Origin of the sequence: Devosia sp. (assembly GCF_028290625.1) — a bacterium.
GTDB lineage: Bacteria > Pseudomonadota > Alphaproteobacteria > Rhizobiales > Devosiaceae > Devosia.
Genome location: NZ_JAQGJM010000033.1, coordinates 71340 through 95370, shown reverse-complemented (window position 1 = coordinate 95370; position 24031 = coordinate 71340). Strand labels below are relative to the sequence as shown.

General features: G+C 63.3%; 21 protein-coding genes. 14 read left to right on the top strand and 7 right to left on the bottom strand.

Going from position 1 to position 24031, the window contains the following annotated elements:
• Window positions 1–298 precede the first annotated feature (298 nt).
• The 8 genes from JWR51_RS18120 to JWR51_RS18085 all read left to right on the top strand — a co-directional run bounded on the left by JWR51_RS18120 (window position 299) and on the right by JWR51_RS18085 (window position 9623).
• On the top strand, window positions 299–2707 hold the full coding sequence (locus JWR51_RS18120) for a methyl-accepting chemotaxis protein (protein ID WP_299750694.1): 2409 nt from the start codon (window positions 299–301) through the stop codon (window positions 2705–2707).
• Between the two features lie 435 nt (window positions 2708–3142).
• The gene (locus JWR51_RS18115) at window positions 3143–4909 is read left to right on the top strand and encodes a methyl-accepting chemotaxis protein (protein WP_299750691.1); all 1767 of its coding nucleotides are present in this window, start codon (window positions 3143–3145) and stop codon (window positions 4907–4909) included.
• 81 nt (window positions 4910–4990) lie between these two features.
• Window positions 4991–5341, top strand: coding sequence for a DUF1801 domain-containing protein (locus tag JWR51_RS18110; RefSeq protein WP_299750688.1), 351 nt, complete (start codon window positions 4991–4993; stop codon window positions 5339–5341).
• Window positions 5342–5378: 37 nt separating this feature from the next.
• Window positions 5379–5741 (top strand): methylglyoxal synthase, encoded by a 363-nt coding sequence (locus tag JWR51_RS18105; protein ID WP_299750685.1) that lies wholly within the window; start codon window positions 5379–5381, stop codon window positions 5739–5741.
• A 106-nt stretch (window positions 5742–5847) separates the two neighbouring features.
• Complete coding sequence (locus JWR51_RS18100) at window positions 5848–6630, top strand: ABC transporter ATP-binding protein (protein ID WP_299750682.1); 783 nt, start codon at window positions 5848–5850, stop codon at window positions 6628–6630.
• Window positions 6630–7334, top strand: a complete 705-nt coding sequence (locus tag JWR51_RS18095; protein ID WP_299750679.1) for an ABC transporter ATP-binding protein — start codon at window positions 6630–6632, stop codon at window positions 7332–7334. Before JWR51_RS18100 ends, JWR51_RS18095 begins: the two co-directional genes overlap by 1 nt.
• A gap of 4 nt (window positions 7335–7338) precedes the next feature.
• Window positions 7339–8343: a branched-chain amino acid ABC transporter permease gene (locus JWR51_RS18090; protein ID WP_299750676.1), complete on the top strand. Its 1005-nt coding sequence runs from the start codon at window positions 7339–7341 to the stop codon at window positions 8341–8343.
• Window positions 8340–9623: a branched-chain amino acid ABC transporter permease gene (locus JWR51_RS18085; RefSeq protein ID WP_299750673.1), complete on the top strand. Its 1284-nt coding sequence runs from the start codon at window positions 8340–8342 to the stop codon at window positions 9621–9623. Before JWR51_RS18090 ends, JWR51_RS18085 begins: the two co-directional genes overlap by 4 nt.
• Window positions 9624–9899: 276 nt before the next feature.
• On the opposite strand, the gene JWR51_RS18080 is transcribed toward JWR51_RS18085, so the two are convergent.
• The 4 genes from JWR51_RS18080 to JWR51_RS18065 form a co-directional block, all read right to left on the bottom strand.
• The gene (locus tag JWR51_RS18080) at window positions 9900–10544 is read right to left on the bottom strand and encodes a TetR family transcriptional regulator (RefSeq protein ID WP_299750671.1); all 645 of its coding nucleotides are present in this window, start codon (window positions 10542–10544) and stop codon (window positions 9900–9902) included.
• Window positions 10545–10595: 51 nt separating this feature from the next.
• Window positions 10596–11537, bottom strand: a complete 942-nt coding sequence (locus JWR51_RS18075) for an oxidoreductase (protein ID WP_299750669.1) — start codon at window positions 11535–11537, stop codon at window positions 10596–10598.
• Between the two features lie 85 nt (window positions 11538–11622).
• Window positions 11623–12222 (bottom strand): class I SAM-dependent methyltransferase, encoded by a 600-nt coding sequence (locus tag JWR51_RS18070; protein ID WP_299750666.1) that lies wholly within the window; start codon window positions 12220–12222, stop codon window positions 11623–11625.
• A gap of 69 nt (window positions 12223–12291) precedes the next feature.
• Window positions 12292–13494 (bottom strand): ABC transporter substrate-binding protein, encoded by a 1203-nt coding sequence (locus JWR51_RS18065; protein ID WP_299750664.1) that lies wholly within the window; start codon window positions 13492–13494, stop codon window positions 12292–12294.
• A gap of 229 nt (window positions 13495–13723) precedes the next feature.
• On the opposite strand from JWR51_RS18065, the gene JWR51_RS18060 reads away from it, so the two are divergent.
• From JWR51_RS18060 to pyc, 4 genes are all read left to right on the top strand, one after another.
• Window positions 13724–14740, top strand: a complete 1017-nt coding sequence (locus tag JWR51_RS18060) for a glycine betaine ABC transporter substrate-binding protein (RefSeq protein ID WP_299750661.1) — start codon at window positions 13724–13726, stop codon at window positions 14738–14740.
• 220 nt (window positions 14741–14960) lie between these two features.
• Window positions 14961–16496, top strand: a complete 1536-nt coding sequence (locus JWR51_RS18055) for a GGDEF domain-containing phosphodiesterase (protein ID WP_299750658.1) — start codon at window positions 14961–14963, stop codon at window positions 16494–16496.
• A gap of 97 nt (window positions 16497–16593) precedes the next feature.
• On the top strand, window positions 16594–17010 hold the full coding sequence (locus JWR51_RS18050) for a TIGR01244 family sulfur transferase (protein ID WP_299750655.1): 417 nt from the start codon (window positions 16594–16596) through the stop codon (window positions 17008–17010).
• A gap of 101 nt (window positions 17011–17111) precedes the next feature.
• Window positions 17112–20552 carry a pyruvate carboxylase gene (gene pyc, locus JWR51_RS18045; RefSeq protein WP_299750652.1) on the top strand — a complete coding sequence of 1147 codons (3441 nt, stop codon included), beginning with the start codon at window positions 17112–17114 and terminating at the stop codon, window positions 20550–20552.
• 234 nt (window positions 20553–20786) lie between these two features.
• On the opposite strand, the gene JWR51_RS18040 is transcribed toward pyc, so the two are convergent.
• The 3 genes from JWR51_RS18040 to JWR51_RS18030 are packed head-to-tail and all read right to left on the bottom strand — an operon-like array spanning window position 20787 to window position 22319.
• Entirely contained in the window at window positions 20787–21101 is a 315-nt protein-coding gene (locus JWR51_RS18040) for a YkvA family protein (protein ID WP_299750649.1), read from the bottom strand.
• 51 nt (window positions 21102–21152) lie between these two features.
• Window positions 21153–22109: an alpha/beta hydrolase-fold protein gene (locus JWR51_RS18035; protein ID WP_299750646.1), complete on the bottom strand. Its 957-nt coding sequence runs from the start codon at window positions 22107–22109 to the stop codon at window positions 21153–21155.
• Entirely contained in the window at window positions 22110–22319 is a 210-nt protein-coding gene (locus JWR51_RS18030; RefSeq protein ID WP_299750643.1) for a DUF4287 domain-containing protein, read from the bottom strand.
• A 129-nt stretch (window positions 22320–22448) separates the two neighbouring features.
• Between JWR51_RS18030 and ispG the strand changes: the two genes are divergently transcribed.
• Entirely contained in the window at window positions 22449–23690 is a 1242-nt protein-coding gene (gene ispG / locus JWR51_RS18025; protein ID WP_299750640.1) for a flavodoxin-dependent (E)-4-hydroxy-3-methylbut-2-enyl-diphosphate synthase, read from the top strand.
• A gap of 1 nt (window position 23691) precedes the next feature.
• Window positions 23692–24027 (top strand): hypothetical protein, encoded by a 336-nt coding sequence (locus JWR51_RS18020; RefSeq protein WP_299750637.1) that lies wholly within the window; start codon window positions 23692–23694, stop codon window positions 24025–24027.
• The last annotated feature ends 4 nt before the right edge of the window (window positions 24028–24031 follow it).

The following is a 24031-nucleotide window of genomic DNA, read 5'->3' as shown; positions in this document are numbered from 1 at the left end:
ATGAACACGAGGCGCCGGTGCGCCGTGTCGCAGCACCCACGCCAGTAGCGGCAACGGGCGCGCGGGGTCTGCAGGATCGCCTGCGGGTGGCGGCCAAGAGCTACGTGACCCATGGCAATGCGGCGGTCGACAAGGATTGGGCCGAGTTTTAGTTCGGCTGCTACTTTGATTTTTGAAGTGGGGCGCCCCCGGGGCGCCCCCACTTTATTTTACGGGCGTCGTTAACGTTGAGGGATGCTTAACGGCCCTTAGGCATGAATACGAATAAGTGTATTCACTCCTGCAAGGACCTGCCCAAATGCCTGCTCTCAAGCTGCGCGGAAAGATCGTCGGTGCTGCGGCGCTGGTCTTCATCGTCGCGATCGTGGCTAGCCTTAGCTATGTGGTCAGCTCGACCCAGAAGGGCGATATCGACAGCGCCAATCAATTGCTGGTCAGTATCGCCCAGACCCAAGCGCAGAACATCCGCGTGGTGCTCAAGGAGCACGCCACGGAAGCCGCATCGGTGGCGCAGACCCTGAGCACGCTGATGGTCGACCCGGCGACGACCGAAGCCACCATCACCAATCTGTTCCAGAGCCAGATCGGGGTTACGCCCAATGCAATCGGCGTTTGGGCCCTGCTGACCAAAGACTCTCCCATTGCGGCCAATCCAGCTTTGGCGGCCTCGAAGTATGCCATGCCGGATGGCTATTTCGGCGTTTCGATCACCCGCGACCTTGCGACCGGCACGTCGACTTTCGGTTCGCTGAGCACATCGGAGGCGGAAGGCTTTTCGGGCTGGTTCTCCGATCCGCTGGCTAGCGACAAGCCGGGCCTGATCGGGCCTTATCTCTATGAAAAGAAGCTCTACACCTCCTCGACCGCTATCGTGCGCGATGCATCGGGCAAGGGCGTCGGCCTTGTGGGCGTCGATTTCAACGGTGGCGTGTTCGCCGACCTGATCGGCCAGCAAAAGCCGATGGGCACGGGCTGGATCGGCGTCATCAACCAGGAAGGCGACTGGGTGGTTCATTCCGACCCCACGCTGCTGGGCACCCCAGCCACCGATGCCTCATCAGTGGCGGCGCGCGACGGCGCGGCCAAGGGCGAGTATTATGCGGTAGCCCCGACCGAGGGCGGCGACTGGCGGATCACCGCCATCCCGCTCGACCTCACCGAGGTGGGCAAGCAATGGACGGTGATGATTGCCGTGCCGGAGGCGACGCTGCTGGGCGCCTCGGTGCAGCAGCGCAACATTCTCATCATTGGCGGCGGCGTGCTGCTGCTGCTCGGGCTCGCGGCCTTCTGGTTCGTCGGCTCGTCGGTGGTCAAGCCGATCACCCGGCTGACCAAGACCATGGACCTGCTCGCCGGTGGCGACTTGAGCGTCACCATCGAGGGCGCCGGCCGCAAGGACGAAGTGGGCGCCATGGCACGGGCGGTCGAGGTGTTCCGTGAAAGCGGCATCAAGGTCGGCCAGATGACCGAGGAAGAAAAGGTCGCCGCAGTGCGTCGCGTCCAGGAGCGCGGCGACATGATGGTGGCGCTGCAGGCGGCGTTCGGCGAAGTGGTGGACGCGGCAATTGCGGGCGATTTCACCAAGCGCGTCCATGCCCAATTTCCCGATGCCGAGCTCAATTCGCTCGCAGGTAGCATCAACCAACTGGTCGAGACCGTCGATGGCGGCCTGGCCGAAACCGGCGATGTGCTGGCGGCCCTGGCCGATACCGACCTGACCAAGCGCATGCATGGCCAGTATTCGGGCTCGTTCGCCAAGCTCAAGGCCGATACCAATGCGGTGGGCGACAAGCTGACCCATGTGGTGACGCAATTGCGCGCCACGTCGCGGGCTCTCAAGACCGCGACCAGCGAAATCCTGTCGGGTGCCAACGATCTGAGCGAGCGCACCACCAAGCAGGCGGCGACCATCGAGGAGACCTCGGCGGCGATGGAGCAGTTGGCGTCGACGGTCAGCGAGAATGCCCGCATGGCCGAGGATGCCAACCAGAAGGTGCAGTTGATGTCGCAAAGCGCCACCCAGAGTGGCGCGGTGATGAACCAGGCCAATGCGGCCATGGAGCGCATCACCTCGTCATCGTCCAAGATCTCCAACATTATCGGGCTGATCGACGATATCGCGTTCCAGACCAACTTGTTGGCACTGAACGCCTCGGTGGAAGCGGCCCGGGCTGGCGACGCCGGCAAGGGCTTTGCGGTGGTGGCGGTCGAGGTGCGGCGGCTGGCGCAATCGGCGGCTAGTGCCTCGTCGGACGTCAAGGCGCTGATCGAACAATCGGCGGTCGAGGTCGCGGGCGGCTCCAAGCTGGTGTCGAGCGCGGCCGAGCAATTGGCGGCGATGCAGCAGGCGGTCGAGGAGAACTCGGCGCTGATGCAGCACATTGCCCGGGCCAGCCGCGAACAGGCGGCGGCGATCGACGAAGTGTCGGTGGCGGTGCGCACCATGGACGAGATGACCCAGCACAACGCCGCCCTGGTGGAACAAACCAATGCGGCAATCGAGCAGACCGAGGCGCAGGCCAGCGAACTCGACCGCGTGGTGGATATCTTTACGCTGACCGATGAGGCTCCCGCGGCCCGTTCCCGCCAGGCGGCACCAAGTCGCCCGGTCGCGCCAAGTCGTCCGGTGGACAAGGTGCGCTCGGCGGCGCGCTCCTATTTGACCCAGGGCAATGCGGCGATCGCTAAGGACTGGAGCGAGTTCTAGGACCATCGATCTTCAGCTGATGCTGTCCTGAGCTGAATTTCGATTGGTCTCAAGCTTTTACCGACTGCAAAAGGGCGCCTTGGGCGCCCTTTTTTTGTACCGCCCGTACCATGCTTTACCAGGTCTTAACGCCGGGCCGATAGATTGTGCCATGGACGCAGGAAATTTCGAAACCACCAGTACGATCTGGCTGGCATTTTGTTGAGGATTTTCAGTGTGTCCTTGTTCCAAGTACATTCCCGATATTTCCAAATAGAATTTCCCATCCAGGATGCCTCTATTACTGCAGTTACATGCCCCGGACCTGCCCGTTCAAGCCTGGCGGGCTACGCAGTTTCCTGAGGCACATCCCGAGATCGTCATTAACCGCGTTGTTCTTATCGTATACGGCGCGCCGAAGAAGTCGGCAGCGGCCAAGGCTGGAGGGCCTGATCGATGACTGGGTTTAACTTATTCTCGCGCGCCGCACGGCTCGACGACCGCTCCAAGGTGGAGGCGATCATGCGCTCGCAGGCGGTGATCGAATTCAATCTGGACGGCACGGTCATTACCGCCAACGACAATTTCCTTTCTGTGCTCGGCTATGCGCTGGACGAAATCGCCGGCAAACATCACCGCATGTTCGTCGAGCCGGAATTCGCCGCGAGCGCGGACTATCACCGCTTCTGGCAGGAGCTGGGGCAGGGCAAATTCCAGTCAGGCGAATACAAGCGCATCGGCAAGGGTGGTAAGGAGGTCTGGATCCAGGCCACCTATAATCCGGTGCTGAACAAGGCGGGCAAGCCGGTCAAGGTCATCAAGTTTGCCAGTGATATCACCGCGCAGAAAAACCGCGCCGCCGACGATGCGGCGCAGATCGAGGCGATCTCGCGGGCGCAGGCAGTGATCGAGTTCAATCTGGACGGCACGGTGCGCCAGGCCAACGGGAATTTCCTGTCCGTGGTCGGCTACGCCGCGAGCGAGATCGTCGGCAAGCATCACCGCATGTTCTGCGATCCGGTTTTTGCCGCCAGCCCCGCCTATGCGCAGTTCTGGGAGCGGCTGCGGGCCGGCGAATATCAGGCGGCCGAGTTCCAGCGCTTCGGCAAGGGCGGCAAGGAAGTTTGGATCCAGGCCTCCTACAACCCGATCCTGGATTCCAGCGGCAAGCCGGTCAAGGTGATCAAGTTCGCCACCGACATCACCGAGCGCAAGCGCGCCGAGGGCATTATCGCGCAATTGACCTCAAGCCTCGCCAAGATGGCCGAGGGCGACCTGACCGGGCGAGTGGATACCCAATTCACCGGGCAATACGAGCAATTGCGGCTGGCCTTCAACGGCTCGCTGGAACGCCTCTTCGACATCGTCACCGGGCTGCGCGGTACCTCGCGTTCGCTCAAGACCGCGACCGGGGAAATCCTGTCGGGCGCCAACGATCTGGCGGAACGCACCACGCGACAGGCGGCGACTATCGAGGAGACCGCGGCGTCGGTCGAGCAATTGAGTGGCGCCGTGCTGGAGAATGCCAAGCGGGCCGCCACTGCCAGCAGCAAGGCAAAGGCGGTTTCCGCCAATGCCACCGATGGCGGCGCGGTGATGAAGCAGGCCAATGAGGCCATGGGGGCGATCGAAACCTCGTCGGCCAAAATCTCCAACATCATCGGGCTGATCGACGACATCGCGTTCCAGACCAATCTGTTGGCGCTGAACGCCTCGGTGGAAGCCGCCCGCGCTGGCGATGCCGGCAAGGGCTTTGCGGTGGTGGCGGTGGAAGTGCGGCGGCTGGCGCAATCGGCCGCTCAAGCATCGTCCGAGGTCAAGGTGCTGATCGAGGCCAGCGCCACCGAGGTTCGCAATGGCTCGCGGCTGGTGGGGCAGGCCTCGGAAAAGCTGCTGGATATCCTGGTCGGCGCGCAGGAAAGCTCGAGCCTGATCGACTCCATCGCCCAGGCCAATAAGGAGCAATCCTCGGCGCTGGAGGAAGTCTCGGTCGCGGTGCGGCAGATGGACGAGATGACCCAGCATAATGCGGCGCTAGTCGAGCAGACCAATGCGGCGATCGAGCAGACCGAGGCGCAGGCCAATGAGCTCGATAGCATTGTGGAGGTGTTCAAGCTGGATGGCGGGTCTTTTGCCCCGGCGATGCGTGCGCAACGCAAGCCCGTGGTGCAAATGCGGACGTTTGGGACTGCGGCTGTGGCCAAGGACTGGAACGAATTCTGATCGGCTGCTGACACTGGCTGTCAGCACGCTCTGGAATGGTGAGGGCCGCACACGCGGCCTTTGCTGTTTGAGGAGCGACCGATGGAAAATCTTGCGACTTTGCTGAAGCCTCTGCCGACACCGATTGGCGATCTTACCCGCCGGCTGGTAACGATGCTGGCCGCGCATCCCGGGCTCGAAGGCAAGGTGATGGACGGCTGGAAATCGGTCAATTTCCGCCACCGGCAGGCCGGCTATGTGTGCGCCGTGTTTCCCAATGCCGAGCGGGTGGCGCTGTATTTCGAGCATGGGCGGATGCTGTCGGCGGAGGAAGGTTTGCTGCAGGGCAGCGAGCTCAAACGCGGCCGCTACATGACGCTGCGGCCGGACGGCGAAATCCCCATCGACAGCATCGGCATTCTGGTTTCCGAGGCCATTGCCCTGGCCGCGTGAAGCGTGCTTGAAAGCGGGGGTATAGCGGAGACCCGACATGGCGCGCATTGGCCTTGTGGCACATGACGACAAAAAAGACGAAATGGTCGCCTGGGCGCAGGCCAATTTCGAAAAGCTGAAGCTGCACGAATTGTGGGGCACCGGCACCACGGGCGGCCGGGTGATGGCAGCGACGGGCCTGCCGGTGACCCTGCTCAAAAGCGGCCCCCTGGGCGGCGACCAGCAGCTGGGCGCGATGATCGCCGAGGAGCGGCTGGACGTGCTGGTGTTCTTCATCGATCCGCTTTCGGCGCAGCCTCATGATGTCGACGTCAAGGCGCTGACCCGGCTGGCGACGCTCTACGATGTGCTCTGCGCCTTCAATAAACCCACGGCTGACGCGGTTTTGGCTGTGGTTTGACCGATCGGTAAAGATTGACCCGTCGCCACTCTTGTGTGCAGATGCCCCCTAATGGCCCGCAGCAAAGCAGGGCCAATTTGGCATTCAGGGATCGGGACGGAATTTGGTGTCCTTCGACGCAGTTATCGACGTTCGCAACGTCTCCAAACGCTTTGGCGGCCTTCTCGCCGTCAATGATTGTTCGCTGCAGGTGCGGCGCGGCTCGATCACCGGGCTGATCGGCCCGAACGGGGCCGGCAAATCCACGCTGTTCAACATGGTCGCCGGCAATATCGCGCCGGATTCCGGCCAAGTGATTTTTGACGGCGCGGACGTGACCGGGCTCAAGCCCCATCAACTGTTCCGCACCGGCATGTTGCGCACCTTCCAGATCGCGCACGAATTCTCCAACATGACGGCGCTGGAAAACCTGATGATGGTGCCGGGCGACCAGCCGGGCGAATATCTGGCCAATGCGTGGTTCCGGCCGGGCCTGGTCAAGTCGCGCGAGCGCGATGTGCGCAAAAAGGCGTTGGACGTCATTGATTTTCTCAAGCTCGGCCATGTCCGCAATGAGCTGGCGGGCAATCTCAGCGGCGGGCAGAAGAAGCTGCTGGAACTTGGCCGCACCATGATGGTGGATGCCAAGGTGGTGCTGCTCGACGAGGTTGCCGCCGGCGTCAACAAGACGCTGCTGCAGGACCTCGCCAGCAATATCGAGCGCATGAACAAGGAATTGGGCTACACGTTCTTCGTCATCGAGCACGACATGGATCTGATCGGCCGGCTCTGCGATCCGGTGATCGTCATGGCGCAGGGCGAAAAGATCGCCGAAGGCCCGATGAGCGAAATCCGCGCCAATGCGGCCATCGTCGAGGCCTATTTCGGCTCACCCGTGGCGGTGGCGTAATGGCGTTGATTGAACTGAAACATGTCGTGGGCGGCTATGGCGGCGCACCGATCCTCAATGGCGTCGATATCGCCATCGAGCAGTCCGATATCGGGGTCATCGTCGGGCCGAACGGGGCCGGCAAGTCGACCACCCTCAAGGCGATTTTCGGGCTGCTGAAAGTCACCGGCGGCACGATCACCTTCAATGGCGAGAGCGTCGCCAATTCCCTGCCGGACAAGCTGGTGCCCAAGGGGCTGAGCTTCGTGCCGCAGGAGAAGAACGTCTTCACCTCGATGAGCGTCGAGGAAAACCTCGAAATGGGGGCGTTCACCCGCAAGGACGATTTTTCCGACACCATGACCTGGGTCTACGAAATGTTCCCGGTGCTCGCCGAAAAGCGGCGCCAGCCGGCCGGCGAACTGTCGGGCGGGCAGCGCCAGATGGTGGCGATGGGTCGCGCGCTGATGAGCAAGCCCAAGCTGTTGATGCTGGACGAGCCATCGGCAGGGCTGTCGCCGCGCTATGTGATCGAGATTTTCGAGACCATCGTGCGCGTCAACAAGGAGGGCGTCGGCATATTGATGGTGGAGCAGAATGCCCGCCAGGCGCTGGCCTTCGCCTCCAAGGGGTTTGTGCTCGCGGGCGGGCAGAACCGCTTCACCGGCACCGGCGCCGAACTGATCGCCGATCCCGAAGTCGCCAAAAGTTTCCTCGGGGGTTGAGGCTGTGACCGAACTGATTTTCTTTATCAACCAGGTGGTGATCGCCGGCGCCGTGCTGGGCTCGATCTATGCCCTGGGGGCCATCGGCATCACGCTGATTTTCGGCATTCTTCGGTTTGCCCATTTCGCTCATTCCGAGCTGATGACCGGCGGCGCGTTCATCGCCTTTCTCTTGGCCACGCTGTTTGCCGCCTGGGGCGTTACCGCACCGATCCCGATGGGGTTTGTGGTGTTGCCGCTGGCCATGGTGCTGGGCGCAGTCTTTGCGCTGGGCATCGACAAGGGTTTTTACGCCCCGCTGCGCAAGCGCGGCGCCAAGCCGGTGACGCTGCTGATCGCCTCGATCGGCGTGACGCTGATGATCCAGGGGCTGATCCGCCTGTTCTTCGGCTCGGGCAGCTATTCGTTCTTCGAGAACGAGCCCAAGGACGTGTTCCGCGTTGATATGAGCGCGCTGGGCTCGACCCGCCCCCTGGTGATCACCGAGCCGCAAATCCTGATGATTGCGGTGACGGCGATTGCGGTGATCGCGCTGCACTTGTTCCTGACGCGCTCGCGGCTGGGCAAGGCGATGCGCGCCATGGCGGATAATGCCGATCTGGCCCAGGTTTCGGGCATCAACACCGCGCTGGTGGTGCGGGTGACCTGGGTTATCGCGGGCGCTCTGGCCTGTATGGCCGGCACCATGCTGGCGCTGGACGTGACGCTGAAGCCGGACCTGGCGTTCAACATCATCCTGCCGATTTTCGCCGCAGCTATCGTTGGTGGCCTGGGGCAGGCCTATGGCGCCATCGCTGGTGGCTTGCTGATCGGTTTTGCCGAAACGCTGGCGGTGTTCAACTGGTCGATGGTGCTGAAACCGCTCAATGCCGTGTTGCCCGAATGGATGCAATTGCCGCAGACGCTGGCGCTGGTGCCCACCGAATATAAGCTGACCGTGGCCTTCGTGATCCTCGTGGTCACCTTGCTGGTGCGCCCGACTGGTATCTTCAAGGGAGCCTCGTCATGATCCGGCGGTCTCTGACCCTGTTTGCCGGGCTGTTCGTGCTGATCCTCGTGATCGGCTGGTTCATGGGCGTGCCGTTTACCTCGAGCCGGCTGGTCGAGGCGGCGGCCTATTCGCTGATCGCCATGGGGCTCAATATCCAATGGGGCTATGGCGGGCTGTTCAATTTCGGCATCATGGGCTTCATGATGCTGGGCGGGGTGGCGGTGACGTTCATCTCCTATCCGGTGAACCCGCAATTCTGGGGCTCGGATGGCCCGTGGATGCTGGGCCGGGCATTGATCGCCTTTGGCGCTGGCGCCTTGCTGGTGATCGCGGCGCAGCAGAGCCATCGGGTCGGCGTGCGCGGCGGCTGGAAGATGGCGCTGACGGCTTTGGCCTGGTTCATCGGTTATTGCGTCTATCGCAGCCAAATCGATCCGGCGGCCGCCTATATCGAGGCCAATGCGGGCTGGGTCGGCGGGCTGGGCGGGCATCCGGTGCTGGGCTGGATTTTCGGCGGCGTGCTGGCGGCTGGCGCGGCCTATATCGTGGGCAAGATCACCCTCGGCCTGCGCACCGATTACCTGGCCATCGCCACGATCGGCATTTCCGAGATCATCCGCGCGCTGGTCAAGAACATGGACTGGCTGACGCGCGGCACGCTGACGGTGTCGCCGATTCCGTGGCCGACGCCGTTGCCGGGCGATTACCAGGCCGGCGGCATGGACGCGCAAACCGCGCTGCTCGCCGCCCGTGGCGGGTTCCTGCTGTTGGTGCTGGTGATTTTTGCTGTCGCCATGTTCCTGATTTCGCGGGCCTATGCGGGACCCTGGGGCCGCATGATGCGGGCGATCCGCGACAACCACATCTCCTCTGCCTCGATGGGCAAGAACGTCACCGCGCGGCAGCTGGAAATCTTCGTCTTCGGCTCGGTGCTGATGGGCATTGGCGGGGCGATCCTGGTCAGCTTCGTGCAGATCAACGATCCATCGAGCTATCAGCCGATCAACCACACCTTCCTGATCTGGGTGATGGTGATCGTCGGTGGCGCCGGCAACAATTGGGGCGCGGTATTCGGTGCGGTGTTGATCTGGCTGGTCTGGATCATCTCCGACCCGCTGGCGCAATTGCTGTTTGGCACCATCAGCCACTGGTCCGGCCAGATCGGCTGGGGCGAGATTCCGGATATCCAGTCGAGAGCATCGCAGATGCGTATTTTTGTGCTGGGGGCGGTGATTACGATTGCGCTTCGGTTCGCGCCGAGGGGCTTGATCCCCGAAGTGGTGCGGCGCGAGGGGTAGCATTCAGCTGAGGCTGGCCTGCAAATGCCAGTTCTCTGCGCTTCCGGTCCTCACGTACCAAGGTACGCTCCGGTCCGGTTCTCGAAAACCGACATTTTCGGCTCAGCCTGAGCTGAGTGCGGGCCGGTGTTTGGGGCTCCTCACCTCTCCCTTCGGGGGAGAGGTCGACCCATTTGGGTCGGGTGAGGGGGCCTTTACTGGGTGAGGTGCGTGGGGAAGGCCCCCTCACCCGTCGCTGCGCGCCGACCTCTCTCCCAAAGGGAGAGGTGAAGCAAGCTAGGCCCCAATCCCCCGCAATAACGCCAAAATGGCCCGCGGCAAATCCTGCTCCGGCACCGGCTTGAAGCCGCGGAATTCGTCGCGGTCGAGGACGCGCTGGGCGGCGGCGGAGGGGTAGGCGGCGGGCCACATGCCGGCGATCAGGGTGGCGATGACGCGGAACAGCCATTGCGCATCGGAGAGTGACAGGCTGGGCAGGGCGCGCATCAGCGCGGGGGCGATTGGCTCGATCTGGGTGCTGATGGCGCGCTTGTAGGTGGCAATGCTGTCCTCGGAGACGTTCTGCTCCAGAACGCTGGAAAACATGCTGATCAGCTTGCAATAGCGCTGACGCGCCAGGAATTCGGACGAGATGGCGGCGGCGGCCGCGCCCACGAAGCCCGGCGTCAGGCTGTCGAGGCGTGTGATGAGCGCCGCGACGAAGGCTTCCTGCTCCTGCAGCAGCAGGGTCAGCAGCACCTCTTCGCGGCTCTCGAAATAGCGGTAGATATTGGATTTGGTGAAGCCGGCGCGGGCCGCGATGGCGTTGAGGCCGGTGCCGGTGGGGCCTTCTTCGTCGAACAGGGCCGTGGCCGCCGCGATGAGAGCCTCGCGGCGGAGTGTTTTCTGTTCGGGCTGGCGGGCACGCTGGAAGTCAGTCACGACAAGTCTCCGCAAACTTGTAAGCAGAGGTGTCGGCGTTCGCGGGAGCTGTCAAGCGGGGACGGCTTCTGCGGCGTAGTGGACGCCGGTCAAGCGCTCGGAAACGTCCCACAGCCGCTTGGCCACCGCATCGTCCTTGGCGCGGCGGGGCAGTCGCGCCAACTTGGGTGAGCCGCTCATTTCCAAAAAGCCGTCGGGCCCGAAATAATCGAGTGGGCGGACGTCGAGGCCGGTCGCGGCCTTCATGGTTGGCATGGCGCCGGCCGTGGCGTCCTGGGAGACCAGTTGCTGCAGTAGGCTGGTGCCGATTGCCGCAAGGCCCTTCATTTCGCCCGGACCATTGGCGATCAAGTCGGTGCGTGCGAAGCCGGGGTGGGCGTTGACACTGGTGATGCCCCAGCCGGCGGCGTCGCCACGCCGTTGCAGCTCATGGGCGAACAGCAGGTTTTCCAGCTTGGTCGTGCCATAGGCCTGGTTCGGTCGGTAGGATCGTTCGGATTGCAGATTGTCGAAGTCCATCCGGCCCATATGGGCCATGAAGCTTGAAATGGTCACCACGCGGGAATGGCCGGCAGCAGCCAGCAGGGGCAGCACATGCCCGGTCAGCGCGAAATGTCCGAGGTGATTGGTGCCGAATTGCAGCTCGAAACCGTCGGAGGTGATTTTGCGCGTTGGTGGGGTCATGACGCCGGCATTGTTGACCAGCAGGTCGAGTTTGGCGAATTGCTCGTTCATGCGCGCTCCGAAGGCGGCGATGGAGGCGAGATTGCCGAGATCGACGTTTTCAAAGGCGATATCGGCCCGGGGATGCAGGGCGCGGATGCGGCGCAGGGCATCGGCGCCTTTTTCGGCATTACGGCCGGCGAGGATGACGCTGGCGCCGGCGCCCGCCAGCATGCAGGCGGTTTCGTAGCCCAGCCCGCCGGTGGCGCCGGTGACTACGGCGGTCTTGCCGGCCTGGTCGGGAATGTCCTGGATCGTGAAGGCGGTCATGGAGGGTGTCCTTGGTGCGGGCCGGTCATTTTCAAATAAAGGACCAGTGGTCTCTAAATGGGTTTGCCGTTGGACATGTCAAGGGCTAGGCGGGCGCTTTGCTTGTCTGCACCCAGAGCCAGCGGGTGGGCTTGCCGTCGTAGCCGCCGCCGTCGCTCTCGGTCAGGTCGAGCGCGGCCCAGTCGGCGGCGGCGCGGAAATGGGTAAGCAGGGTCTCGGCGCTGGGATAGTTGTAATACCGGCCCAGAGCGTCGCGGCCTTCGCCGGTGCCGGCCTTGAAGCTGGCGGTAAGGTGGCCGCCAGGGCGCAGCGCGCGGTGGATGCGGGCGATGTTGTCGGTCAGTTCGGAGGCCGGTGCATGCAGCAAGGCCGCGCAGGCCCATACGCCGTCAAACTCGGCGACGGCGGCCAACTGATTGAACGCCATGATGGTGACCTTGCGGCCCAGCAGTGCCTCCGCATTGGCTGCCAGTTCGGGCGAGGCGTCGGTCGGGGTCACGGCAAAACCGCGTGCCAGCATGTGCGCCGCGTCCTGCCCGCCCCCGGTGCCCAATTCCAGAATATCGCCACTGGGCGGCAACGCGGCCAGAAAAGCGTCGAGCTGATGTTGAGGCAGTTGGCGCGGGTGAGCCACATAGGTGGCGGCGTTTTCGGCGTAAAAGCGCAGGGTCTCGTTGTCAGGCATAATTGCTCCCGCAAGAAAAAAGGCCCGGGATTTCTCCCGGGCCTTCGTGTTCTTTCTAGGTCGATCGAGTTATTCGATCGCGCCCTTTTCCACGAACTTGCCGCCTTCGACTTCGAGATAGACGATGGTGCCGGGGACGTCGCCAGCAGCGTCGAAGTCCAGCGGGCCGCCGGCGCCTTCATAGTCGATGTCGGTGCCGGCCTTGATCAGCTCGACAGCCTTGGTCCATTCGCCGGGCAGGATCTTTTCGCCAGGAGCGGAAGCGACATCACGCAGGGCAGCCGAGAGGCCTTCGCGCTTGGCCGAGCCGTTCTTTTCGACCGCGAGAGCCAGCAGGAACGCAGCGTCATAAGCCTGGGGGGCATAGGTCGCGGTCGGGTCCTGGCCGGCATCGGTTGCCAGCTTGGCATAGACGGTGGCCGAATCGCCCGCATAGGCGCCGGCGCGGGTTGCGGTCAGGCCTTCGACGGCAGCAGCGTCGATACCGGTCAGCAGGTCGTCGCCGACCATGCCGTCACCACCAACGTAAGTGGTGAAGTTGCCCGATTCGACGGCCTGGCGCAGCATGGTCTGGCCCGAGCCCGAAGCGTAGGCCAGGATCACCAGGTTCTGCGAACCAACGAGGTTGCCCAGCTCGGCGCGATAGTCGGCCTTGCCGTCTTCGTGCGCGATATTGGCAGCAATGGTGCCGCCGCCGGCGGTGAAGGTAGCGGCGAATACGTCGGCCAGGCCTTTGCCGTAGTCATTGTTGACGTAGGTGACGGCAACGTCCTTGACGCCGCGAGCCAGCAGCAGGTCGGCCATCTTAACGCCCTGCAGCGAGTCGGCCGGGGTGGTGCGATAGACCAGATCATTGTCGGCCAGGGTGGTCAGCGCGGGAGCGCTGGCAGCGGGGGAGATCATCACGACGCCGCCCGGAATGGCAGCCGAATTGGCGCCGCCGATGGTGGCGCCGGTGCAGAAGGCGCCCATGATGCCGGTGACCTGGTCGGTGTTGACCAGCTTGTCGGCCGCAGCGGAGGCAGCAGTCGCATCGCAGGCGCTATCGCCGACGACGGGAATGATCTTGCCGCCACCCAGAATGCCGCCCTGGGCATTGACTTCGTCGAAGGCGAGCTGAGCGCCGGCGACGATGGGGGGAGCCAGGCTTTCGATCGGGCCGGTCAGGTCGGCGAGAATGCCGAGCTTGACGTCCTCGGCCAGCGCGGGGGCGGCGATCGACAGGGTCGTGGCCGCCACGGCCATGGTCAGGAGAGTTTTCAGATTGAGCATAGATGTCCCTCGTTATGGGTTGCTTCGCCGAGCGGCCTTAACGGTCCTGTCTTCTGAGCGGAACAACGCGATCTAGGAGGCGCTAAATGCGCCTCGCTGGCGGGGACTGTTGCACATTTGTTAAGGCGGAGTCACGGGCAATTGAAGCGGTTTGGAAGGCCTTCTCGCAGTTGCTTAACGGGCCTGGTTTGAGCATAGAGTGACGGCGGCGAGCGGCGAGGAGGCCCCGATGACTGTCAGGATTTGGGGGATCGCCATGCTGGCCGTTTTGGCCCTGTGGCAGCCGGCGCTGGCGCAGGTCACCGTGCTCGACGAGGCGCAGGATAGTGCCGATCCCGCCGCGCCGCCGCCAATCTGCGGCACCCGGCCGATCGGCATTGCGCGGATGAGCTGGCCGTCGGCCGCGATCCTGGCGGAAATTCATGCGCGGCTGCTGACCACGCAGTTCGGTTGCCAGACGAGGGTGGCGCCGGGCGATCTGGCGGCTACTGGCTCCTCCATGGGCACGACGGGGCAGCCCGCCGTGGCGCCCGAAATGTGGGTGACGCGCATTGCCGAAGTGTGGAACCCGGCGGTCAAGGCACAGATGCTGCGCCCGGCCGCTCCCACCTATGCGGAGACCACCTTCGAGGGCTGGTTCGTGCCGGATTACCTGGCAGCGGCGCATCCCGAACTGACCGGCGCGGCGACCCTCAAGGACGCGGCGCCGACGCTCAATAATGGGGCGAGAATCCGCTTCGTGTCGTGCCCGGCCGATTGGGGCTGCTCGGTGATCAACCGCAACCTGATCCGGGCGCTTGGGCTGGGCGATGTGCTGCAGGTGGTCGAGCCGGCCAATCGCTTCGAAATGGATACGCTGATCGCGGAGGCGGTGGGGCGGCAGGAGCCGGTGGTGTTCTATTACTGGCAGCCCAATGCGGTGCTGGCGCAGTTCAATTTCGTCAGCCTCGATCTTGGCGCCTATGATGAAAAGGCGCTGCAATGCCTGGCGCAACAGGCCTGCGCCACGCCGGTCGCGACTTCGTTCGCGCCCGAGAGCGTGGTGATTGCGCTGGCCGAATGGGTCTATACCGACATTCCCGCCGTCGCGGCCTATTTCGGACGCACCACCATGCCGCTCAAGGAGATGAACGCCCTGTTGGCGCAGCTCAACGAGCCCGGCGCAACGGTGGAAAGCGTGGCGGATCGGTTTGTTATCGAACGCAGCGATGTGTGGAAAGCCTGGGTGGGCCCGGGGGCGCCATAGCTGCCCAAACCCTGCATTTACGCCGTGTTAAGCTTGGCCGCAGGCGCATTGGCCACTGATATCAAACCGTCACATGGCCCCGCTAGCATCGGGGACTATTCCTGCGAATGCAGTAACATGCTGATAGCAAACATTTATTTTTGAATGTTTAGGCGGCGTTCACGGATTGGCTGCATAGTCCGGCAAAGGGGCAGCGCGCCCTGATCTATCCGGTGGACCCATGCGCAAAATACCGACGTTGTTCAAAATCCTCGAAGGCTATCGCCGCTTCTCGCTGCTGGCGGCGGCCGCGATGCTGACGGCGACTGGCCTGTCGGTGGTGGGATTGCTGCCAAAATTGCTGCGGACCGGCGAAGTCTCGCTGGTTTATGCCGGCATCATCGCCATCATGGTATTCATGCTGGTCGGGCTGCGCCTCGGCTACCGCGCGCTGGCGCAGGGCATCGACAGCGCCGACAAGGCCAATCGCGCCGTGCTGGCCTCGGTCAATCGCGATGCGCTGACCGGCGCTTTTTCGCGCTCCTACTTCATCGAGCAGTTGCGCAGCCATGTCTATCACGGCTCCGATGAGGCCCTGGGCTATATGCAGCTCGACATGGACAATCTCAAAGTGCTCAACGACAGCCACGGCCACAATGCGGGTGACGCGGCGCTGAGCCATCTGGTCAAGACCATCAATACCCTGGTGCCCACCGCCATAGTCGGCCGGCTGGGTGGCGACGAATTCGGCATCGCCATTCCGGCGCACGATAACAAGCCGGCACTGCGCCGGCTGGGCGAGCAATTGCTGCGCGAGCTGGACCGGCCGATCAATATCGGCGGACGGCCGGTGCGGCTATCGGCGACGGTGGGCATTGCGCTGGCGCCGGCCGATGCCAGCGACGCGGGCGACCTGATCTCCAAGGCCGATCTGGCTCTCTACAAGGGCAAGCGCGCGGGCCGGCACACCGTTGTCGAATTCGATGCCGACATGCTGGGCGACGAGCGCCATCGGCGTTTTGTCGAGCGTGAGCTGCGGGCGGCCTTGCTGATGGACGAGCTGGAACTGCATTACCAGCCGGTCTTCAACGCCGATGGCAAGACCATCAAATCCTACGAGGCGCTGGTGCGCTGGCAGCATAAGGTGCGCGGCATGATCGCGCCGGGTGAGTTCATCCATATTGCCGAGCAGAGCGAGCTGATCGACAAGCTGGGCGAGTGGGTGTTGCGCCGCGCCTGTATCGACCTGCCGGCCCTGGGCGTTGCGGTGGCGGTCAATGTGTCGCCGGCGCAGTTGCGTCGGGCCGAATTCGCCAAGCGCTTCGTCGCCATCGTGGCCGAAACCGGAACCGATCCGCGTCAGTTGATTGTCGAGGTCACCGAGACGGTGCCAATGACCGGCAAGGGGCAAGAGCAGGAAAATCTCGAGGCGTTGCGCCAGATGGGCGTGCGCATCGCCATCGATGATTTCGGGGCGGGGCATGCCAGCCTGCAATATCTGCGCGGCTTTGCCTTCGACATCATCAAGATCGACCGCACCTATGTGAGCAATATCGTGGGCAACCGCATCGATTCGATGATCGTGTCGGCGATCTGCGATATCGCCCGGTCACTGCCGGTCGAGGTGATTGCCGAGGGCGTCGAGACCGCCGAACAGTTGGCGGTGCTGCAACTGGCCGGTTGCACGGGTCTGCAAGGGTTCCTGCTGGGCCGCCCGAAACCGCTGTCCAAGCTCATCGCCGGACGTGCGTTGGCCAGGGTCGCGGACGCCGCATAGGCGTTACCCTATCGTCACAGTTGCTTCCGCGCCCGCACGATGGATATAAAGGGGCGGGCAGCCTGCTGATGAGCGGGCGACAGCGGGAGCAGTGACTTTGGATTTGAAGCGGATCAACGATCGCATCACCGTATCGGGGCAGATCCTGCCCGAAGATATCGCGTCGCTCAAAGCCGCCGGGTTCACCACCATCATCAATAACCGCCCCGATGATGAATCGCCGGACCAGCCCGCGGGCGCCGAAATCGAGGCTGCAGCCAAGGCCGCGGGCCTTGGCTACTATGCGATCCCCTTGGGTCGCGATGGGGTTTCCCCCGATATGGTCGAGAAAACCAAGTCGGCGCTCGAGGGGAGCACTGGCCCGGTTTTCGCATTTTGCCGTTCGGGCACCCGCTCGACAACGCTGTGGGCCCTGTCCCAGGCCGGCGAAATGGATGCGGGCGAGATCATTTCGGAAGCGGCCGCGGCCGGCTACGACATGAGCCATCTCGCCGGGCATCTCAACCAGAAATAGACACGACGCAACGGTTGGGCGGGCAACCGTTCCGGCCGATGCAGATGATTTGAGCCGGGCCCTCAACAGCCCCAGCACCCCTCTTGCTCGGATTTATATCGATGCCAATCAAGAAAATCCTCGTCGCCAACCGCTCCGAAATCGCCATTCGCGTGTTCCGGGCCGCCAATGAGCTGGGGCTCAAGACCGTCGCGGCCTTTGCCGAAGAAGACAAGCTGGCGCTGCACCGCTTCAAGGCCGACGAGGCCTATCTGATCGGCAAGGGCAAGGGCCCGGTCGAGGCGTATCTACAGATCGACGAGTATATCCGCATCGCCCGCCTGTCGGGCGCCGATGCGATCCATCCCGGTTATGGTCTGCTGTCGGAGTCGCCGGAGTTCGTGGACGCCTGCGAGGATGCCGGGATCATCTTCATCGGCCCGCGCGCCCAGACCATGCGCGACCTCGGCAACAAGGTCGCGGCGCGCAACATGGCGATGGCCAGCAATGTGCCCGTGGTGCCCGCCACCGAGGCGCTGCCGGACGATCCCGAGGCAATCAAGAAGCTCGCGGCCGAAGTCGGCTATCCGCTGATGCTCAAGGCGAGTTGGGGCGGCGGTGGCCGTGGCATGCGCCGCATCATGGACGAGTCTTCCCTGTTGTCGGAAGTTTCCGAAGGCAAGCGCGAGGCCAAGGCGGCGTTCGGCAAGGACGAGATGTATCTCGAAAAGCTGGTCGAGCGCGCGCGCCATGTCGAAGTGCAGTTGATCGGCGACGATCACGGCAATCTGGTGCATCTGTTCGAGCGCGATTGCTCGGTGCAGCGCCGCAACCAGAAGGTGGTCGAGCGCGCTCCAGCGCCGTATCTCAGCGATGACGTGCGCAAGCAGTTGACCGATGCTGCGGTCCGCCTCGGCAATGCCGCCAATTATCGTGGCGCCGGCACCGTCGAATTCCTGATGGATGCCGATACCGACAAATTCTACTTCATCGAAGTCAATCCGCGCATCCAGGTGGAGCATACCGTCACCGAGGAAGTGACCGGCATCGATATCGTCAAGGCGCAGATTCATCTCCTCGACGGCGCGGTGATCGGCACGCCAGAGTCGGGCGTGCCGCTGCAGCAGGACATCCATCTCAACGGCAATGCCATCCAGTGCCGGGTGACCACCGAAGATCCCGAACAGAACTTCATTCCCGATTATGGCCGCATCACCGCCTATCGCGGCGCGACCGGGTTTGGCGTGCGGCTCGATGGCGGCACCGCCTATGCGGGCGCGGTCATCACCCGCTTCTACGATCCGCTGCTGGAAAAGGTCACCTGCTGGGCCCCGACCGCCGAAGAGGCGATCGCCCGCATGCACCGCGCCCTGCGCGAGTTCCGCATCCGGGGCGTGTCGACCAATCTGGCGTTCCTTGAAAACATCATCACGCATCCCGATTTCGTGCAGAACCGTTACACGACGCGCTTCATCGATACGACGCCGGAGCTGTTCAACTTCAAGCCGCGCAAGGATCGTGCGACCAAGCTGCTCAGCTACATCGCCGACGTCACCGTCAACGGCCATCCCGAAGTGCGCGACCGGCCGATGCCGCCAGCCGAAGCCGCGGCGCCGGTGGTGCCGGTGTTCGAGCCGCTGATCGTCAACGAAGGCAGCCGGCAAATTCTGGAACGGCAGGGGCCCAAGGGCCTGGCGAGCTGGATGAAGGCGCAAAAGCGCGTGCTGTTCACCGACACCACGATGCGCGATGCGCACCAGAGCTTGCTCGCCACACGGATGCGTTCGTTCGATATCACCCGTATTGCGCAAGCCTATTCGCGCGGATTGCCGAACCTGTTTAGCCTCGAATGCTGGGGCGGGGCAACCTTCGACGTGGCCATGCGCTTCCTCAACGAGGATCCGTGGGAACGGCTGGCGCAGGTGCGCGAGGGCGCGCCCAACATCCTCACCCAGATGCTGCTGCGCGGCTCCAATGGCGTCGGCTACACCAATTATCCCGATAATGTGGTCAAGTTCTTTGTCGCCCAGGCGGCCAAGGGCGGCGTCGATATTTTCCGCGTCTTCGATTGCCTCAACTGGGTCGAGAACATGCGCGTCTCGATCGACGCCGTGCTGGAAGCCGACAAGGTGGCCGAGGGCGTCATCTGCTATACGGGCGACGTGCTGGACCCCAACCGGGCCAAGTATGACCTCAAATATTATGTGGCCCTCGCCAAGGAGCTGGAGGCCGCCGGCGCTCACGTGCTGGGCCTCAAGGACATGGCCGGCCTGCTGCGTCCGGCCGCCGCCAAGAAGCTGATCGAGACGCTCAAGCAGGAAATCGGCTTACCGATCCACCTGCATACCCACGACACTTCGGGCGCTGCGGCGGCGACGGTGCTGGCTGCGGTGGATGCTGGCGTCGATGCGGTCGATGCGGCGATGGATGCGCTGTCGGGCACGACTAGCCAGCCGACGCTCGGCTCGCTGGTTGCGGCCTTGCAGGACGGCGACCGCGATCCGGGCCTCGATGCCAAATCGATCCGCCAGATTTCGTTCTATTGGGAAGCCGTGCGCACGCAATATCGCGCCTTCGAAAGCGACCTGCGCAGTGGCGCTTCGGAAGTGTACCTGCACGAAATGCCCGGCGGGCAGTTTACCAATCTCAAGGAGCAGGCGCGTTCCTTGGGTCTCGAAACCCGCTGGCACGAGGTCGCCCAGACCTATGCGGACGTCAACCAGATGTTCGGCGATATCGTCAAGGTGACGCCATCATCCAAGGTGGTTGGCGACATGGCGCTGGCCATGGTTTCGGCCGGCCTGACGCGTGCTGATGTCGAAGACCCCGCGCGCGATATCGCCTTCCCCGATTCCGTCGTGGGCTTCTTTGCCGGCGACCTGGGTCAGCCGCCCGGTGGCTTCCCGCAGGCGCTGCAGAAGAAAGTGCTCAAGGGCCGCGAGCCGATCACCGAACGGCCGGGCTCCTATCTCAAGGACGTGGACCTGGAAGCCGAGCGCGCCAGGATCGCCGAGGAAGTCGGCCACGAGGTCGACGATTATCGCCTGGCCTCGTTCCTGATGTATCCAAAAGTCTATTCGGACTTCGAAAAGACCCAGGACCGCTACGGCCCCACCGCCGTGCTGCCGACGCCGGTCTATTTCTATGGTCTCCATGAAGGGCAGGAGCTGTTCGTCGATATCGAGAAGGGCAAGACGCTGGTCCTGCAATATCTCGGCCGCGCCCCCACCAATGAAAAGGGCGAAGTGCGGGTGTTCTTCGACCTCAACGGGCAACCGCGCACCATTTTGGTGCCGGATCGCCTCAAGGTCGGCGAGGTCAAGCTGCGCGCCAAGGCTGCGATTGGCGATCCCAAGCAGGTCGGCGCGCCGATGCCGGGTGTGATTTCGGGCCTCGCCGTCAAGGCCGGCCAGACCGTCACCGCCGGCGACGTGCTGTGTTCGATCGAAGCCATGAAAATGGAAACCGCCATCCACGCCGAAGCCAGCGGCGTGATTGCTGAAGTGCTGGTCAAGCCCGGCGATCAGATCGACGCCAAGGACTTGTTGGTAAGGTTTGAATAAGCAAAAGGCCCGGAGCGATCCGGGCCTTGTTGTTGAGAGCAATCATATTGCCAAGGTAACCTAAGGTTTGTGCAGCCCCAGGTAATCCCGCACCCACCGTTCTTCCCGCGGACTTGATCCGCGGGCCTCTTTCAGCATTGCGCAAGGGGCGACTGGCCCGCGGGTCAAGCCCGCGGGAAGGCCCGGTGGGTGGGATAGATGCTGCAATAGTTCGGCGCTGGGATAACTCTGCGTTTAGAGCCGCCGCGCCCGCCCATTGATTGTGCGATCATTGCGGTCGCGGTGGTCGGCACGCACCTTGATGGGCAGGCGCGAGACGATCCAGCTCACCATCAGCGGCACCAGTACGATGTCGTCGACCCAGCCGAGCATCGGGATGAAATCTGGCACGATATCGAACGGATTGACCAGATAGAACGCCACGAAAGCCGTCGCGACCTTGAGGTAGATCGGCGTCTCGGGCGCGAAAAACGCCTTCCACAACACGACGACTTCCTTGCGGAACAGGACGATGCGGGGGATCAGGGTCGAGGTCATGAGCTTGAACATGACCTATAAATGGTCCTGGGCCGAATTGGTTCAAGACCGTCGCTGCAAAATCTACGGCGCCGTGGGCGGCGGCTTGAGATTGGCATTGATGAAGGTGAGCGCTTCCCCGATATGGGCGCGCCACAGCTCCCAGGAGTGGTCGCCGTCATAGATGCGGAAGGCGACCGTCCGGTCGTCGGCCAGCAGCGTTTCGTAGAGCGCGATGGCGCCGCGCCACAACTTGTGGCTGTCGTGATCGCCGACCAGCATGAAGATGGCGGGGAGCGGCGTGTCGTGGCGGACCGCGCCGGCCAAGAGCGTGAACACGTTTTCGCTATTGTAGCGGCGCGCATCGAACGGATCACCGAATGCCCCGGAAAAATGCGGCCCGGCGGGCGGCAGGTCGACCCCGCTGGTCAGGGTATCGGGATCGGCCCAGTGGAAATAGGCGCTATCGATGATCAGGTCGATATCGGCGGGCGCCTTGTCGAGGTCTTCGATCGGCACGTTTTCCCAGATGGCGGGGGACAGCGCCGCGATGGCGACATAGAGGTCCGGATGCCCGATCCCCAGCCGCAACGCACCTGCGCCGCCCATCGACAGGCCCGCAATGGCGCGTCCGCCCGCGTCCTTGCGGACCGGAAAATCGGCTTCGATTTTCTCGCGCAACTGGCTGGTGATGGCGGTTTCGACATCGTCCTTGCCGCCGGCCGGGCGCGTATCGACATACCAGTTATTGCCGGCAGCCGGCATGACCACGACCATGGGCTGCACGGTGCCGTCGGCGATCAGGCCGTCCAGCGTTGGCTGCAGGTTGCCGGCCACCAGCCAATCGCCCTGATTGCCGCCCAGGCCATGCAGCAGATAGACTGCAGGCCAGCCTTGCGGCGGCGGATTGCCATCGGGCCGGTAGACATTGACCGCCATCGGAGCGGCCATTGCGGGCAGGTCGTAGCTTTGCGCCACGATGGTGCTGGCCTCGGCCGGCGCAGCGAATAGCAACAAGGCGATCAGGCCGAGATAGCGCATTCAGCTCAGCCCGCCCCGCTCGCGCAGCAGCTTGACGATGGCCATGGCGTGGCCGTGCCCCAGGCTGTAGTCGGCCTTCAGCCAATCGGTTATCGGGGTCGCCTTGGTGCCGGGCTTGGTGAACCCCTTGGTCTTTGCCAGCTCAATGAATTGGTCCGGCGAAATGCCGGTCTGCTTTTCGATATTGTCGAGATAGGCTTGGAAGGACATGGAAACGTTCCGTGGTCAGGGTTCATACCACACGACGAGGCAGGGTGCGTCGGTTCGACATCATTCAGAAACATTGCGTTGCTAGCGTCCTAGGCTTATTTCTCCCCTCAGAGAAGGCAGAGGTTTTGCATGTCTGGTCCCGCGCAACGCAGGCAATCGATAGGTGTGGATGTCGGCGGCGTCATGGTCGGCGGCGGCGCGCCCGTGGTCGTCCAATCGATGACCAATACCGATACGGCCGATATCGACGCGACGGTGAAGCAGGTCATGCAACTGGCGCGGGCTGGCTCGGAAATCGTGCGTATCACGGTCGACCGTGACGAAAGCGCCGCTGCCGTGCCGATCATTCGCGATCGCCTGGCCTTCATGGGTTATGACGTGCCTCTGGTCGGCGACTTCCATTATATCGGCCACAAGCTGCTGACCGACCATCCGGCATGCGCCGAGGCGCTGGCGAAATATCGCATCAATCCGGGCAATGTGGGCTTCAAGGCCAAGCGCGATACGCAGTTTTCGACGCTGATCGAGATCGCCAACCGGTACAACAAGCCGGTTCGCATCGGGGTGAACTGGGGCTCGCTCGACGAGGAACTTCTGACCAAGCTGATGGACGAAAACGCCACCTCCGCCACGCCGATTTCGGCTGCGGCAGTGCAGCGCGAGGCGATCATCCAGTCGGCATTGCTCTCGGCGCAGCGCGCCGAAGCGCTGGGCATGGGGCGCGACAAGATCATCCTCTCGACCAAGGTCTCGGACGTGCAGCATCTGATCGCGGTCTATCAGGACCTGTCGGCGCGTTGCGATTATGCGCTGCATCTGGGGCTGACCGAGGCTGGCATGGGCACCAAGGGCGTCGTTGCCTCCTCGGCCGCCATGGGTATTCTGCTGCAGCAGGGCATTGGCGACACCATCCGCATTTCGCTGACGCCCGAGCCGGGTGGCGATCGCACCACCGAGGTCAAGGTGGCGCAGGAACTGTTGCAGACCATGGGCTTCCGGCAGTTCCTGCCGGTGGTCGCGGCCTGCCCCGGCTGCGGGCGCACCACGTCCAATACGTTCCAGCATCTGGCCAAGGACATCCAAGATCACCTGTCGTCCTCGATGCCCGAATGGAAGGAACGCTATCCGGGCGTCGAAACGCTGTCGGTCGCGGTGATGGGTTGCATCGTCAACGGGCCGGGCGAAAGCAAGCACGCCAATATCGGCATTTCCCTGCCCGGCACCGGCGAAACCCCGGCCGCACCGGTGTTTGTCGATGGCCAGAAGGTCGCCACCCTGCGCGGGGCGGATGTGGCCGGTCAGTTCAAGGTGATGGTGGCGGACTATATCGAGAAGAAATTCGGAACCGGCGACAAGGTGGCGGCGGAATAGCATGCTCATTGTCAACCTTCTGAACGGCGTCATGCTGGCCAGCGTCGTCTGTTTCGCCGTCGGCGCCGTGATGCTGCTGATCCTGGTGGGTCGCTCCTCCGCGCGTGAGGAGCGGCCGAAAAACTTCCTGTCCCGCGTTCAGGGCGCCTTTGCCGATCCCCGGTTCCGCATTGCGCGGACCCTGATCACTGCCGGCGGTGTGGTGGCGGTGGCGTCGTTCGTCGCGGTATTTGTGCTCAGCGCCAGTCTGCCGCGGTGTACGGAATCGCCCGAGAATATCGACGAAGCTGTTGCCATGTGCATGCCCGACGTCCCAGCCCCAGCCCCGGCGGCCTAGCCGC

What these genes read in the sequence shown, in the direction of transcription:
- JWR51_RS18030 (WP_299750643.1), bottom strand. Translation starts at nt 22,319, where the DNA reads ATGTCCTTCCAAGCCTATCTCGACAATATCGAAAAGCAGACCGGCATT.
- JWR51_RS18075 (WP_299750669.1), bottom strand. Translation starts at nt 11,537, where the DNA reads ATGACCGCCTTCACGATCCAGGACATTCCCGACCAGGCCGGCAAGACC.
- JWR51_RS18070 (WP_299750666.1), bottom strand. Translation starts at nt 12,222, where the DNA reads ATGCCTGACAACGAGACCCTGCGCTTTTACGCCGAAAACGCCGCCACC.
- pyc (WP_299750652.1), top strand. Translation starts at nt 17,112, where the DNA reads ATGCCAATCAAGAAAATCCTCGTCGCCAACCGCTCCGAAATCGCCATT.
- JWR51_RS18065 (WP_299750664.1), bottom strand. Translation starts at nt 13,494, where the DNA reads ATGCTCAATCTGAAAACTCTCCTGACCATGGCCGTGGCGGCCACGACC.
- JWR51_RS18035 (WP_299750646.1), bottom strand. Translation starts at nt 22,109, where the DNA reads ATGCGCTATCTCGGCCTGATCGCCTTGTTGCTATTCGCTGCGCCGGCC.
- JWR51_RS18105 (WP_299750685.1), top strand. Translation starts at nt 5,379, where the DNA reads ATGGCGCGCATTGGCCTTGTGGCACATGACGACAAAAAAGACGAAATG.
- ispG (WP_299750640.1), top strand. Translation starts at nt 22,449, where the DNA reads ATGTCTGGTCCCGCGCAACGCAGGCAATCGATAGGTGTGGATGTCGGC.
- JWR51_RS18110 (WP_299750688.1), top strand. Translation starts at nt 4,991, where the DNA reads ATGGAAAATCTTGCGACTTTGCTGAAGCCTCTGCCGACACCGATTGGC.
- JWR51_RS18055 (WP_299750658.1), top strand. Translation starts at nt 14,961, where the DNA reads ATGCGCAAAATACCGACGTTGTTCAAAATCCTCGAAGGCTATCGCCGC.
- JWR51_RS18020 (WP_299750637.1), top strand. Translation starts at nt 23,692, where the DNA reads ATGCTCATTGTCAACCTTCTGAACGGCGTCATGCTGGCCAGCGTCGTC.
- JWR51_RS18120 (WP_299750694.1), top strand. Translation starts at nt 299, where the DNA reads ATGCCTGCTCTCAAGCTGCGCGGAAAGATCGTCGGTGCTGCGGCGCTG.
- JWR51_RS18040 (WP_299750649.1), bottom strand. Translation starts at nt 21,101, where the DNA reads ATGTTCAAGCTCATGACCTCGACCCTGATCCCCCGCATCGTCCTGTTC.
- JWR51_RS18095 (WP_299750679.1), top strand. Translation starts at nt 6,630, where the DNA reads ATGGCGTTGATTGAACTGAAACATGTCGTGGGCGGCTATGGCGGCGCA.
- JWR51_RS18085 (WP_299750673.1), top strand. Translation starts at nt 8,340, where the DNA reads ATGATCCGGCGGTCTCTGACCCTGTTTGCCGGGCTGTTCGTGCTGATC.
- JWR51_RS18060 (WP_299750661.1), top strand. Translation starts at nt 13,724, where the DNA reads ATGACTGTCAGGATTTGGGGGATCGCCATGCTGGCCGTTTTGGCCCTG.
- JWR51_RS18115 (WP_299750691.1), top strand. Translation starts at nt 3,143, where the DNA reads ATGACTGGGTTTAACTTATTCTCGCGCGCCGCACGGCTCGACGACCGC.